Here is a 13,444-nt window from a genome sequence, read left to right as displayed (position 1 = left end):
CGGAAAAAGAAGTAAGGCGCTGCATTTGTACGAGTCTCTGATGCGTAGCGCGCGCCTTGAGCGTATGATTCGCGCCCTTTTGGCGATTTATCCTCGTCATCAGGCACGGCTTCAAGTCATCAGATTTTAGCAACCAGGTCGCGCCATTTCTCAGCACGATCTGTTATCGACACACCGGGAGGTGCCCAGATGAGTGTACAAGACAAGCAAGACAGCCAGGAAATCGGTCCTGCAGGCGAAAAACTGCAAAAGGTTCTGGCGCGCATTGGCGTAGGTTCTCGCCGTGACGTAGAAGCCTGGATCAGCCAAGGCCGAATCAAGGTCAATGGCAAAGACGCGACCCTTGGTCAGCGCGTAGATTTGCACGATGCCATCGCCATCGACGGTCGCGTGATCAAGCGCGAAGAAACCGCCGAATCGGTACGCCGCGTCATTCTCTACAACAAACCAGACGGTGAAATCTGCACCCGTGACGACCCAGAAGGTCGTCCGACCGTGTTTGATCGCCTGCCGCGCCCTAAAGAAGGCCGCTGGGTCAACATTGGTCGTCTGGACATCAATACCACCGGCTTGCTGATGTTCACCACTGATGGTGAGTTGGCCAACCGCTTGATGCACCCGTCGTTTGAAATGGACCGCGAATACGCTGTTCGTGTGCGTGGCGAAGTCGATGACGACATGCTGCTGCGTCTGAAAACCGGCGTGGTGCTGGAAGACGGTCCCGCACGCTTCACCGATATCAAGCAAGCGCCAGGCGGTGAAGGTTTCAACCACTGGTATCACTGCGTGGTGATGGAAGGTCGTAACCGCGAAGTGCGTCGCCTGTGGGAATCCCAAGGGCTGGTGGTCAGCCGCTTGAAGCGCGTGCGTTACGGACCAGTGTTCCTCAACTCCGACCTGCCGATGGGCCGCTGGCGCGAAATGAGCCAGTACGAAGTCGACGTTCTCAGCGCCGAAGTCGGCCTGACGCCTGTGGCTCAGCCGCAGATGAACGCCAAGGTCAAAGACAAAATGGAACGTTTGCAGCGTCAATCGTCCCGCCCACTGGGCAAAGGCGAGCGCGTACGTACGTTGCGTCCGGCCAACCCGGCTCCGGCAGGCGAGCGTCCAGCCCGTCAACCACAGGTGACTGGCAGCGAACGTGATCGTCCGCGTGCGGATTCTACGGGTCGCGATCAGCGTCCTGCAGGGCCGCGTTCGGATTCGTCGAGCCGTGGTCCACGTCCTGCTACCGGGCGTACCGACTCTGCTAACCGTCCGTTGCGTGGCCGTAGCGAAGGTGCTGATCGCCCAGCGCGCAAGCCGCGTGAAGACGGTGACAGTGCTCCGCGTACTCCGCGCAGCGATTCTGTCGAGCGTTCTCCTCGTGCACCGCGTGGCGATTCGCCACGCACTCCGCGCCCTGCTGCCGGTCGTTCCGACAGCCGTGGCACGCCAGTGGCCGAGCGTCCTAGTGATGTGAGCAAGCGTCCGGGCAAGCCTAAACAGCAACGCCCTGGCATTGTTCTGGTGGACAATGGCAAGCCTTCGGGCAAGCGCAATGGTCCGCCGGCAGGCTCTGGTCAGCGTCCTGGCTTTGGTCGTCGCAAGCCGCAGTAATCGCGTGCGGTGAATAAAAAAAGCCAATCGAAAGATTGGCTTTTTTTTGTTTGATGATTGTCGCTTACCCTCGATAGCTGACCGACCGAGTAGCTTTCCAGTAAGCCTGGGTCACTTCGGCGGTGTACACTACCTCGCGTTTTTTCTGTGATTCAACGGCGTAACTGCGCATCCAACACATTCAGGGCTATCCGCCTTGTTGCACTCCGCTGCGTCATGAGCGCGGTGGATTCGGTTCCGTCACAGACAATAACAATCAGGTGACTATCAATGAGTGAACAAAACTCACATTCGGGCGAGCTGAAGCGCGGCCTTAAAAACCGCCATATCCAGTTGATCGCGCTGGGCGGCGCTATCGGCACAGGCTTGTTCCTCGGCTCGGCAGGCGTACTCAAATCGGCCGGTCCGTCGATGATTCTCGGTTACGCAATCTGCGGTTTCATCGCCTTTATGATCATGCGCCAGCTTGGCGAAATGATCGTCGAAGAGCCAGTGGCCGGTTCCTTCAGCCATTTTGCTCACAAGTACTGGGGTGGCTTTGCGGGCTTCCTCTCCGGCTGGAACTGCTGGGTGCTTTATATTTTGGTCGGCATGTCGGAGCTGACGGCGGTCGGCAAGTACGTGCATTACTGGTGGCCAGAGATTCCGACCTGGGCCTCGGCCGCCGTGTTCTTTGTGATGATCAACGCGGTCAACCTGGCCAACGTCAAGGTGTTCGGGGAAGCCGAGTTCTGGTTCGCCATCATCAAGGTCGTGGCCATTGTCGGCATGATCGCCCTCGGCAGCTACCTGTTGGTCAGCGGCAACGGCGGCCCGCAAGCAGCAGTGAGTAACCTGTGGGAACACGGTGGCTTCTTCCCCAATGGGGTCAAAGGTCTGGTGATGGCATTGGCGATCATCATGTTTTCTTTTGGTGGTCTGGAAATGCTCGGTTTCACCGCAGCAGAAGCCGACCAACCGAAAACCGTGATCCCCAAGGCAATCAATCAAGTAATCTACCGGATCCTGATTTTCTACATCGGCGCTTTGGTCGTACTGCTTTCGTTGACCCCGTGGGACAGCCTGCTTGCGAGCCTCAATGCATCCGGCGATGCCTACAGCGGCAGCCCGTTCGTGCAAGTGTTCTCGATGCTGGGCAGCAACACGGCGGCTCACATCCTCAACTTCGTGGTGTTGACCGCCGCCTTGTCGGTCTATAACAGTGGCACCTATTGCAACAGCCGGATGTTGTTAGGCATGGCGGAGCAGGGCGACGCACCTAAAGCGTTGGCGCAGGTCGATAAGCGTGGTGTGCCGGTTCGGGCGATTGCGGTGTCGGCGTTGGTGACCTTCGTTGCAGTGGTGCTCAACTATCTGGTCCCGCAAAATGCGCTGGAACTGCTGATGTCGCTGGTGGTGGCCACGCTTGTGATCAACTGGGCGATGATCAGTTACTCTCACCTGAAGTTCCGCCAACACATGATAAGTACGCACCAGACGCCGCTGTTCAAGGCGTTGTGGTATCCGTACGGCAATTACCTGTGCCTGGCTTTCGTGGTGTTCATCCTCGGCATCATGTTGTTGATTCCAGGCATTCAGGTGTCGGTTTACGCAATACCGGTCTGGTTGCTGGTGATGTGGGTTTGTTACAACGTCAAAAACAAGCGCAGTGATGCGGCTAGCCTGAAGGTGTTGACGTAGTGCTTCTATGCTGGTGATTTCCAACGCGGTGCATCTGCCTGATGCCGAAATCGAGTTGACTGCTATCCGCGCTCAAGGCGCGGGTGGGCAGAACGTCAACAAGGTGTCGAGCGCAGCGCACTTGCGTTTCGATATCAATGCATCGTCGTTGCCGCCGTTTTATAAGGAGCGGTTGCTGGCGTTGCGCGACAGCCGTATCACCGGCGACGGCGTGATCGTCATCAAGGCCCAGCAATACCGCACTCAGGAGCAGAACCGTGCCGACGCACTGGAACGCCTGAGCGAGTTGATCATCAATGCGGCCAAGGTCGAAAAAAAACGGCGTCCAACCAAGCCCACCCTGGGCTCGAAAAAGCGTCGTCTTGAAAGCAAAAGCCAGCGTGGCGGCATCAAGGCCGGGCGCGGCAAGGTGGATTTCTAGGCAGGACCGCATCACGCCCTTCGCGAAGGCGATCTCCTCAGCAGCAAAAATCTAAACCGTGTAATCCCGCATCGGCTTCGCCTGTCGGTACAGGTAGACACTGAGCAGCAGGCCGGTCATGGCCGCCAGCGCGGCAAACAGAAAGATCGAAGCAAAGCCAAAGCCAGCGGCAATCGCTCCAGCAACGGGGCCGGTAATACCCAGTGAGAGGTCGATGAACAGTGAGTACGCGCCCACCGCCGCCCCTCGGCTAGAGGCCGGTACCAGATTCACAGCCTCGACACCCAGCGCCGGGAACACCAGCGAGAAGCCAAAACCGGTGAGTGCGGCCCCGGCCAGCGCCAATGTTGGTGTGGGCGCGAGCCACAGCAACAGCAGGCCAATGCTTTCCACCGACAGGCAGGCAATTGCCACCCGAAAGCCACCGAGGCGGTTGATCAAGTTACCGAACAGTAACCGTGCGCCGATGAAGCAAGCGCCGAACAGGCTCAGGCATAGCACTGCGTTCGGCCAGCTATGGCTTGCGTAATAGAGGGTGATGAAGGTGGCGATGGTGCCAAAACCAATCGAACCGAGCGCCAGCCCCGTGCCGTGAGGCAGCACTCGGCCCAGTACATGCAGAAAGGGCATGCGCTCGCCATGAACAATGGGTGCGGCTTGCTTGGGCCACGCCAGCGCGAAACCGATACCGGCGAGCAGGATGATACTCACGCCCATGCTCCATAAGCCGAGCTGCTGGACCAGCAGCACACCCATGGGGGCGCCTATCGCAAGCGCGCCATAACTGGCGATGCCGTTCCAGGAAATGACTTTGGCGGTGTTTTGCGCACCGACCCGGCCGATGCCCCAGCCAATCGAGCCTGAGCCCACCAGACTTTCCGCGCTGCCTAACACCAGTCGACCGATCAGCAGGCTGATCAGGCTGAGTATCGGCATGCTTTGCAGCCAGGCCGAGAGCAGCATGAACACGCCGCTGAAACCACACCCCGCCAAGCCGTAAAGCACGGCTTTTTTGCTGCCAAGGTTGTCGATGATGCGGCTTGCATAGGGGCGACTAAGCAGCGTGGCCAGGTATTGCACGCTGATCACCAGGCCCGCGGCCACGGCGCCAAACCCTAAATCACTGTGCACGTAGCCGGGGAGGACAGCGAGGGGAATGCCGATATTCAGATAACCGATAAACGTGAACAGGACGATAGAAACGACCTGCAGCGTAACGGCCATAGGTCGTTGTGAGGCAGCAGACGGGGTGTCTTGCATGGGTAAAATCCACGGTTGCGACAGCGTTGAAAATGCTCAAGGTGTAGCGGAAAAATCGTTTCAGCTTGAGGCGCGCTGAAGGCTGCTTATGATAGCGGCGGTTGAGGCGATGCAGGGGAGGGAGGAGGGAAAATGTTGAAATAACGTGCTTATAACGCGGTGTCACTGGCGGGTGCGAGCAATTGCGAAGCGACCAAGGCTGCCAGCGCATTTTCCTGGGTGCCGAAACGCTTGAGCAGCGCCGCCTTTTTTTCGGCGTTGAGGCGACTCCAGATGTCGATCATCTTCTCAGTGATGCCCATTACGACGCTGGCGTGGGTGTCGGTGAGGTCGGTCATGGCAGGTTCCACTGTTGTTTAAGGCTGTTTTGCTTGGGCGTGGTCTTGTTTGGGGACGCTATCTGCAGCGGGTGTGGCAGGTATAACAGGCCGTATGAAACCAGGTAAAGAACACGGGTTTGGTATACGGCCTGGAAAAGTCGCCGTCAGTGTCTGTGTTTGACGTTGCGGCTGTCTTCAGTTTTGGCAGGGCTGGCCTTCAACTCGGTTTTTTTGTTTGGCTCTTGGTGCGCTGAGGGGATCTGCTCAGGTTTTGGCAGGCTTGGGAAAGGAAAGTTCGGGATTTCATGCATCGTCGTCGCTCCGCGCAAGATCTGATTGAAGGTTGCTGGAAAGATCAGTGCTTTTAAAAAGCTTGGGCAGGATACAGCACTGGAAATGACAAACAGGTTTTTTATGACCACCTTTTGTCACTTAAAGACACACGGCACGATGAATGGCGAACCATAACGGCACAACGCAGTCGCGCCCCTATAGGGCGCGATGTTTGACGCGGCAAGTGATCGGTTTTAGCAAACGGCAGCGATGGTTTGGGCCAGTAGATCCAGGCGCGAGGCATCAATCCCCGCGATATTGGCGCGCCCGGCACTGACCAGATAGACGCTGTGTTCATGGCGTAATCGCGCAACCTGATCATCATTCAGGCCGGTGTAGGAGAACATGCCGCGTTGCACGCCGATATGGGCGAAACGCTCTCCCAGGCCCAGTGGGGTCAACGCTTCGACCAAGCCTGCGCGCAGTTGCGCAATACGTCCGCGCATCTCTTCCACTTCATCGGCCCACAGGCTCTTCAGCTCGGGATCGCCGAGGATTTCGGCAACGATGGCTGCGCCATGATCTGGCGGGTTCGACCACAGGTTTCGCGCAATTGAAGAAAGCTGACTGCGTACATCCAGCAGTTTGTCCGCAGTACTGGCACACACCAGCAGGGCGCCAGTACGTTCGCGGTACAGGCCGAAGTTTTTCGAGCAGGAGCTGGTGATCAGTAACTCGGGCAAAGCCTCCGCGAACAGACGCACTGCCCAGGCATCTTGCTCCAGACCGTCGCCAAAACCCTGGTACGCGAAATCTATCAATGGCAGCAGATCGCGACTGCGCACGATGTCCAGCACCTGCCGCCAATCGTCGTGGGACAGATCGAAGCCGGTGGGGTTGTGGCAGCAGGCATGCAGCAGCACGACGTCACCACGTGGCACCTGATTCAAGGTGGCGAGCATCCCCTCGACGTTAAGGCGATTATCGCTGCCCACGTACGGGTAATGACTGACCATAAGCCCGGCTTTGGCGAAGATGGTTTCATGGATTGGCCAGGTCGGGTCGCTCAGCCAGATACCGCGCCCGGGCAAGCAGTCAGCGATAAAGTCAGCACACAGACGCAGGGCGCCGGTACCGCCTGGTGTCTGGGTCGCGCCGACGCGCTTGCTTGCCAGTAACGGCGAATCCTTGCCCAGCACCAACTCGCTGATCAGCGCGCCAAAGCGAGGCTCGCCATGACCGCCGATGTAGGTTTTGGTGGTTTGGGTGTCCAGCAAGCGCTGCTCGGCCAGCTTGACCGAGCGCAGGATCGGGGTCAGGCCCAATGCATCTTTATAGACGCCGACGCCAAGGTCGAATTTGTTCGGGTTCGGATCAGCCGCGTAAGCGTCGATCAATCCGAGAATCGGGTCACCGGGCACTCGCTGGATGTCGTTGAAATGCATTACTTGCGGCCCTCGGCGCTTTTGGCCACTTCGTCAGTACGCGCGGCCATAATGAAATCGTTACGGTGCAGCCCTTTGATCGAGTGGCTCCACCAGGTCACGGTCACTTTGCCCCATTCGGTGAGCAAGCCAGGGTGATGACCCTCGGCTTCGGCAATTTCGCCGACAGCGTTGGTGAACGCAAGCGCGAACTTGAAATTCTTGAACAGGAAGACTTTTTCCAGCTGCATCACGCTGTCGCGTACTTCGATGTTCCAGTCCGGGATCTGCTTGATCAGAATCGACAATTCTTCATCGCTGACGTGTGGGGCATCGGCGCGGCAGGCTACGCAATGGGCTTGGTTAAGAGTGCTCATAAATGGGTTCCTGATCAGGCAGCTTTGGGTTTGGGTGGGAACTTCGGTGCGTGCAGACCTAGCTGCATGCCTTGCTGGACCATGCCCATGATGTCTTCGTGGGCCAGGTCGAACAGTCGTTTCAGGTTTGGCAGGACAAAATACAAGGGCTGAAGGATATCGATCCGATACGGGGTGCGCATTGCATCCAGTGGATCGAACGCCTGATGTTCCGGCGCGGACGACAGGCTGTAAACCGTTTCTTTGGGTGAAGACAGAATGCCGCCACCATAGATTCGACGGCCTTGCGGCGTGTCGACCAGGCCGAACTCGATGGTCATCCAGTACAGGCGCGCAAGGTAGACGCGCTGTTCTTTGGTAGCACTCAGGCCGAGCTTGCCATAGGTGTGGGTGAACTCGGCGAACCACGGGTTGGTCAGCAGCGGACAGTGACCGAAAATCTCGTGAAAAATGTCCGGCTCTTGCAGATAGTCCAGTTCCGCTTCGCTGCGAATGAACGTTGCCACCGGGAACTGTCTATTGGCCAACAATTCGAAGAAGGTCTGGAACGGAATCAGGGCCGGGACGCGAGTGACTTGCCAGCCCGTGGCCGTGCCGAGGACTTTATTGATTTCACCCAATTGCGGGATGCGATCAAGGGGCAGTCCGAGTTGTTCGATCCCTTCAAGGTACTCCTGACAGGCGCGGCCTTCGATCACCTTCAGTTGTCGAGTGATCAGGGTATTCCACACCATATGCTCGGCAGGTGGGTAGTCGATAAAGCCTTTCGCGTCGGGCTCGCGAGCGACGTAATGCGTTTGCGTCATGTTGCTCTCCTGAGGGCAATTCGTTGTTGTTATAAGGAGCTGTTATGGCTCTAGAGATAACGCAAACGATTCGTCCTGACAGCAGGTGGAATAGGGTATGCCTTAAAGAATAGACTGCTTTTCGTAACGATAAGTTTACGAAATCGCAGCTGCGCCGTAATCCTTGCGTCGGAATGATGTGATTTGCACGCTTGCTGTCAGATAATCGTTACGGATAATTTAGGCACACTGAAAAATATCAGCCCGACAGACAGGATTGAACCGTTCATGCGTATCAAAGTGCACTGTCAAAACCGCATCGGCATCCTTCGCGACATCCTTAATCTGTTGGTCGAGTACGGGGTCAACGTGGCGCGTGGTGAAGTGGGCGGCGAGCATGGCAACGCGATTTATCTGCATTGCCCAAACCTGATCAATCTGCAATTTCAGGCGATGCGTCCCAAGTTCGAGGCAATTGGCGGTGTGTTTGGAGTGAAGCGCGTCGGGTTGATGCCCAGCGAACGTCGGCACATGGAGCTTAATGCACTGCTGGGCGCGCTGGAGTTCCCCGTGTTGTCTATCGACATGCGCGGCTCCATCGTCGCGGCTAACCGCGCGGCGGCGCAGCTGCTGGGTGTGCGGGTCGATGAAGTGCCGGGTATTGCATTGTCGCGCTACGCCGAAGATTTCGATTTGCCGGCACTGGTTCGCACCAACAAATCACGAATCAACGGGCTGCGGGTCAAGGTCAAGGGTGATGTGTTTCTTGCCGATATCGCGCCGTTGCAATCGGAGCACGATGACAGCGAAGCCATGGCCGGTGCAGTGTTGACCCTGCACCGCGCAGATCGGGTCGGCGAGCGGATTTACCAGGTGCGCAAACAAGAACTGCGCGGCTTCGACAGTATTTTTCAAAGTTCCAGGGTCATGGCCGCTGTTGTCCGCGAGGCTCGACGCATGGCCCCCCTGGACGCTCCGTTGCTGATTGAAGGCGAAACGGGGACGGGTAAAGAGTTGTTGGCGCGGGCCTGCCACCTCGCCAGTCCGCGTGGGCAATCGCCGTTGATGGCGCTCAATTGCGCTGGACTCTCGGAATCCATGGCCGAAACCGAGCTGTTTGGTTATGGCCCCGGCGCATTTGAAGGTGCGCGGGCCGAAGGCAAGCTGGGGTTGCTGGAGCTGACCGCAGGCGGCACGCTGTTCCTTGATGGTGTCGGCGAGATGAGTTCACGCCTGCAGGTCAAGCTGCTGCGCTTCCTGCAAAATGGCTGCTTCCGCCGGGTCGGCAGCGATGAAGAGGTTTACCTGGATGTGCGGGTGATGTGTGCGACGCAGGTTGATCTGTCTGAATTGTGCGCCAGAGGTGAGTTTCGCCAAGATCTTTACCATCGGCTCAACGTGCTATCGCTGCACATCCCGCCGCTTCGCGAATGTCTGGACGGTTTACCCCTGCTGGTTGACTACTTTCTTGATCAGGCAAGCCGGCAGATTGGCTGTCCTTTGCCCAAACTGGCGCCCGCCGCCATGGAGCGTTTGAGCCATTACCGTTGGCCCGGTAATGTGCGGCAGCTGGAAAACGTCCTGTTTCAGGCAGTTTCTCTGTGCGAAGACGGTATCGTCCGCGCCGAACATATACGACTTCCGGACTACGGTATGCGCCAGCCATTGGGGGATTTTTCGTTGGAAGGGGGGCTGGATGAAATCGTCGGGCGTTTCGAAAAAGCGGTGTTGGAACGCCTCCATTCGGAATACCCAAGTAGCCGGCAGCTGGGTAAGCGTTTAGGTGTATCGCACACGACCATCGCCAACAAGTTGCGTGAATATCACGTGGATAAATAAACATGAACAGGGCAAGCGTGAAACGCTATAAAGCCTGGTGCCTATTTAGTAATAAGAGCATTAGTCACTGTACGAATAAACTTACCGTGCATGTCGGTGGGAAACGTTAATGGTGCGCCTCAAAAAATGTCTATCAGACGTCGATTGAATAAACGGGCATTCTAAATGCAGTCAACGCCACATTGGATTGCTCCAAGAGGCGTTGACGTGGTAGCTGAGGGCAGTGTGCAGATGAATCAACCATCAATACAACCGTTACCCATGACGCGATACTCAAGCACGTGCTCTACACCTTTCGAGTCTTCGTACGTCATACGCGCGGGAACGACCTCGCAGACGTTCGGGATGTCGCTCATCGAAACGACTTTGGCGATGTCCAGATGAGTGGCGTACGTGTATTCCTCCACGGGAGACGTCGAGTTGACTGCCACGGCGGTTGTTTCGGCCGCCATCACAGCAACGCTAAAACTACTCAGGGCCATGACCATCAATGCAACTTTCATTTCTAATGTCCTTATTGCTGTCGTGAGGGAGTGCCTGGCTCTTATGGAGCCAGGCGTGTCACTAAGTTTACACGTTGATTAACATGCCGTTGTGGGGGCTGTTACGTGTTAATCGTTTGCCGGTTGGCGAGATAAATTATAGGCCTGTCGGGTGGGTTCATATATGAAGTGTTTTGATAAAGACTATTGATGAAACCTGTAACAATCGAGGCACGAAAAATGACGGCATCCATCATCAGTGGCGCGACAGATCGTCGCGGAGAGGCGTGGCATATCATCGCAGGAGAGTAGGGGTCTATAGTAGTAGGCTTGCTTGCGACCGGTAAGACCATCGTCGAATGGCCTGAATGGGGCAGGGAAGATACAACGGGATCATAAAACAACAACTATCCACCGAGGTAACAACGATGAGTGCGGCTTCCGTCTATCCTGTGCGTCCAGAGGTTGCGGCTACAACGCTGACCGATGAGGCAACCTACAAGGCCATGTATCAGCAGTCGGTGGTCAATCCTGATGGCTTCTGGCGGGAGCAGGCCCAGCGCCTGGATTGGATTCAGCCTTTCACCACGGTCAAACAGACCTCCTTCGATGACCATCATGTCGATATTAAATGGTTCGCCGATGGTACGTTGAACGTTTCCTATAACTGTCTGGACCGCCATTTGGCCGAGCGCGGCGATCAGATCGCAATCATCTGGGAAGGCGACGATCCTTCCGAACACCGCAACATTACCTATCGCGAGCTGCACGAAGAAGTCTGCAAGTTCGCCAACGCATTGCGCGGCCAGGATGTGCACCGCGGCGATGTAGTCACTATTTATATGCCGATGATCCCCGAAGCTGTGGTCGCCATGTTGGCCTGTACCCGGATCGGCGCAATCCACTCAGTCGTGTTCGGTGGCTTCTCGCCCGAAGCGCTGGCCGGGCGGATCATTGATTGCAAATCGAAAGTCGTCATTACCGCAGACGAAGGTCTGCGTGGCGGCAAACGCACGGCGTTGAAAGCTAACGTCGACCTGGCGCTGACCAATCCGGAAACCGCCAGCGTGCAGAAGATTATTGTCTGCAAGCGCACGGGCGGCGACATCGCTTGGCACCAGCATCGCGACATTTGGTACGAAGACCTGATGAAGGTTGCGTCCAGCCATTGCGCGCCCAAAGAAATGGGTGCCGAAGAGGCGCTGTTCATTCTTTATACCTCGGGCTCCACCGGCAAACCCAAAGGCGTTCAGCACACTACGGGGGGATATCTGTTGTATGCCGCGCTGACCCATGAGCGTGTATTCGACTACAGGCCAGGTGAAGTTTATTGGTGCACCGCCGACGTGGGCTGGGTCACTGGGCACACTTATATTGTCTACGGCCCACTGGCCAATGGCGCGACCACGTTGTTGTTCGAAGGGGTGCCGAACTACCCGGACATTACGCGTGTGTCGAAGATCATCGACAAGCACAAGGTCAATATCCTCTACACCGCACCGACTGCCATTCGCGCCATGATGGCCGAAGGTCAGGCGGCAGTGAAAGACGCGGACGGTTCAAGCCTGCGCCTGCTCGGTTCGGTCGGTGAGCCGATTAACCCGGAAGCCTGGACGTGGTACTACAACACCGTCGGCAAGGGCCGCTGCCCGATTGTCGACACGTGGTGGCAGACCGAAACCGGTGGCACGTTGATGAGCCCGCTGCCAGGCGCGCACGCGCTCAAGCCGGGTTCGGCAGCGCGACCATTCTTCGGCGTTGTGCCGGGGCTTGTGGATAATCTGGGTAACCTGATCGAAGGCGCGGCTGAAGGTAACCTGGTCATCCTAGACTCCTGGCCGGGTCAGGCGCGCACGTTGTACGGTGATCATGATCGTTTCGTCGATACGTACTTCAAGACTTTTCGTGGCATGTACTTTACGGGTGACGGCGCACGTCGTGACGAAGACGGCTACTACTGGATCACTGGGCGCGTGGATGATGTGCTCAATGTTTCCGGGCACCGCATGGGTACCGCTGAAATCGAAAGTGCGATGGTTGCCCACTCGAAAGTCGCCGAAGCCGCTGTGGTCGGCGTACCGCATGACCTTAAGGGGCAGGGTATTTATGTCTACGTCACCCTCAATGGCGGCGAAGAGCCAAGCGAAGCACTGCGCCTGGAGTTGAGAAACTGGGTGCGCAAGGAAATCGGTCCGATCGCTTCGCCGGATTTCATCCAGTTTGCGCCAGGGTTGCCCAAGACTCGTTCTGGCAAAATCATGCGCCGTATCCTGCGCAAGATTGCCACTGGGGAATACGACGGCTTGGGTGATATCTCTACCCTGGCTGATCCGAGTGTCGTGCAGCAGTTGATCAATGAGCACAAGACTATGAATGCCGCCTGATCCCAGGCTGAGAAACGCCCCGCCCGGTGTAAACCTGGCGGGGCGTTTTTGTGTGCGCTATTGGGTGCCCGAGCGCGTTGCGCAAAGCCATTCGAGAATACATTTGTTCCCACAAATCCAAACTCGGAAAGAGATATATATCGGCTTCACCACCGGCACCTCTTCTTTGTTACCGGCGCGCAGCCAGGTAACCAAATGTGTAACCGTCTGCTCTCTTTCGGGGCCGAGAGGAACGCCCCGCAGGATTCGGGTGCAATTTCCAGCACCCTGAAAACAAGTCGATACGCCAGACTTGCCGGAATAGAAGCCTTTGCCAATAATAGGCCCGCAATTTGCAATATAGATCGGTTCTATGTCTTTTGGCTTTGCATAATCTGCAAGGCCTGTCAATATTTCGGGTCTGCTTTCTCGGTGCTTCTATAACTAGTTGTCGCATTGAAGAAATATCGACTTCGGGCCTGTCGTTAAAATGCCAATCAATCGCTAAAGGCTTTTCGTGTGACTTTTCGTGTGAAAGGTCCGACACGACCGGCTCGGCGTCGCTATCCATGCTGACCCTTCGCATATTGGGCCATCGCTCACTCTGCCATTTGTCGCCCT

General features: G+C 56.7%; 12 protein-coding genes. 5 read left to right on the top strand and 7 right to left on the bottom strand.

The window, feature by feature from the left end; genetic code table 11:
* Nucleotides 1–189 precede the first annotated feature (189 nt).
* The 3 genes from rluB (at nucleotide 190) to arfB (ending at nucleotide 3,700) form a co-directional block, all read left to right on the top strand.
* Nucleotides 190–1,599, top strand: a complete 1,410-nt coding sequence (rluB, locus tag RHM55_RS06085; protein WP_322180226.1) for a 23S rRNA pseudouridine(2605) synthase RluB — start codon at nucleotides 190–192, stop codon at nucleotides 1,597–1,599.
* Nucleotides 1,600–1,869: 270 nt separating this feature from the next.
* A complete protein-coding gene (locus tag RHM55_RS06080) occupies nucleotides 1,870–3,279 on the top strand; it encodes an amino acid permease (protein WP_322180224.1) in 1,410 nt (469 codons plus the stop codon).
* Between the two features lie 7 nt (nucleotides 3,280–3,286).
* On the top strand, nucleotides 3,287–3,700 hold the full coding sequence (gene arfB, locus RHM55_RS06075) for an alternative ribosome rescue aminoacyl-tRNA hydrolase ArfB (protein WP_322180222.1): 414 nt from the start codon (nucleotides 3,287–3,289) through the stop codon (nucleotides 3,698–3,700).
* A gap of 51 nt (nucleotides 3,701–3,751) precedes the next feature.
* On the opposite strand, the gene RHM55_RS06070 is transcribed toward arfB, so the two are convergent.
* From RHM55_RS06070 to phhA, 6 genes are all read right to left on the bottom strand, one after another.
* On the bottom strand, nucleotides 3,752–4,960 hold the full coding sequence (locus tag RHM55_RS06070; RefSeq protein WP_322180220.1) for an MFS transporter: 1,209 nt from the start codon (nucleotides 4,958–4,960) through the stop codon (nucleotides 3,752–3,754).
* Nucleotides 4,961–5,109: 149 nt separating this feature from the next.
* Nucleotides 5,110–5,298 (bottom strand): hypothetical protein, encoded by a 189-nt coding sequence (locus RHM55_RS06065; RefSeq protein ID WP_322180219.1) that lies wholly within the window; start codon nucleotides 5,296–5,298, stop codon nucleotides 5,110–5,112.
* A gap of 146 nt (nucleotides 5,299–5,444) precedes the next feature.
* A complete protein-coding gene (locus RHM55_RS06060) occupies nucleotides 5,445–5,702 on the bottom strand; it encodes a hypothetical protein (RefSeq protein ID WP_322180217.1) in 258 nt (85 codons plus the stop codon).
* Between the two features lie 105 nt (nucleotides 5,703–5,807).
* Nucleotides 5,808–6,998: an amino acid aminotransferase gene (locus tag RHM55_RS06055; protein ID WP_322180215.1), complete on the bottom strand. Its 1,191-nt coding sequence runs from the start codon at nucleotides 6,996–6,998 to the stop codon at nucleotides 5,808–5,810.
* Nucleotides 6,998–7,354 (bottom strand): 4a-hydroxytetrahydrobiopterin dehydratase, encoded by a 357-nt coding sequence (locus tag RHM55_RS06050; protein ID WP_322180213.1) that lies wholly within the window; start codon nucleotides 7,352–7,354, stop codon nucleotides 6,998–7,000. Before RHM55_RS06050 ends, RHM55_RS06055 begins: the two co-directional genes overlap by 1 nt.
* Nucleotides 7,355–7,368: 14 nt before the next feature.
* Nucleotides 7,369–8,160, bottom strand: coding sequence for a phenylalanine 4-monooxygenase (phhA, locus tag RHM55_RS06045; protein WP_322180211.1), 792 nt, complete (start codon nucleotides 8,158–8,160; stop codon nucleotides 7,369–7,371).
* Nucleotides 8,161–8,427: 267 nt separating this feature from the next.
* Between phhA and RHM55_RS06040 the strand changes: the two genes are divergently transcribed.
* A complete protein-coding gene (locus RHM55_RS06040) occupies nucleotides 8,428–9,978 on the top strand; it encodes a sigma-54-dependent transcriptional regulator (RefSeq protein WP_322180209.1) in 1,551 nt (516 codons plus the stop codon).
* Between the two features lie 236 nt (nucleotides 9,979–10,214).
* On the opposite strand, the gene RHM55_RS06035 is transcribed toward RHM55_RS06040, so the two are convergent.
* Nucleotides 10,215–10,481 carry a DUF2790 domain-containing protein gene (locus RHM55_RS06035; protein WP_322180207.1) on the bottom strand — a complete coding sequence of 89 codons (267 nt, stop codon included), beginning with the start codon at nucleotides 10,479–10,481 and terminating at the stop codon, nucleotides 10,215–10,217.
* Nucleotides 10,482–10,888: 407 nt separating this feature from the next.
* On the opposite strand from RHM55_RS06035, the gene acs reads away from it, so the two are divergent.
* A complete protein-coding gene (gene acs / locus RHM55_RS06030) occupies nucleotides 10,889–12,844 on the top strand; it encodes an acetate--CoA ligase (protein ID WP_322180205.1) in 1,956 nt (651 codons plus the stop codon).
* Nucleotides 12,845–13,444 lie beyond the last annotated feature (600 nt).

It is taken from the genome of Pseudomonas sp. MH9.2, from assembly GCF_034353875.1.
Lineage (GTDB): Bacteria > Pseudomonadota > Gammaproteobacteria > Pseudomonadales > Pseudomonadaceae > Aquipseudomonas.
Note: the sequence above shows the minus strand (reverse complement) of the source record. Positions and strands in the feature narration are given on the sequence as shown.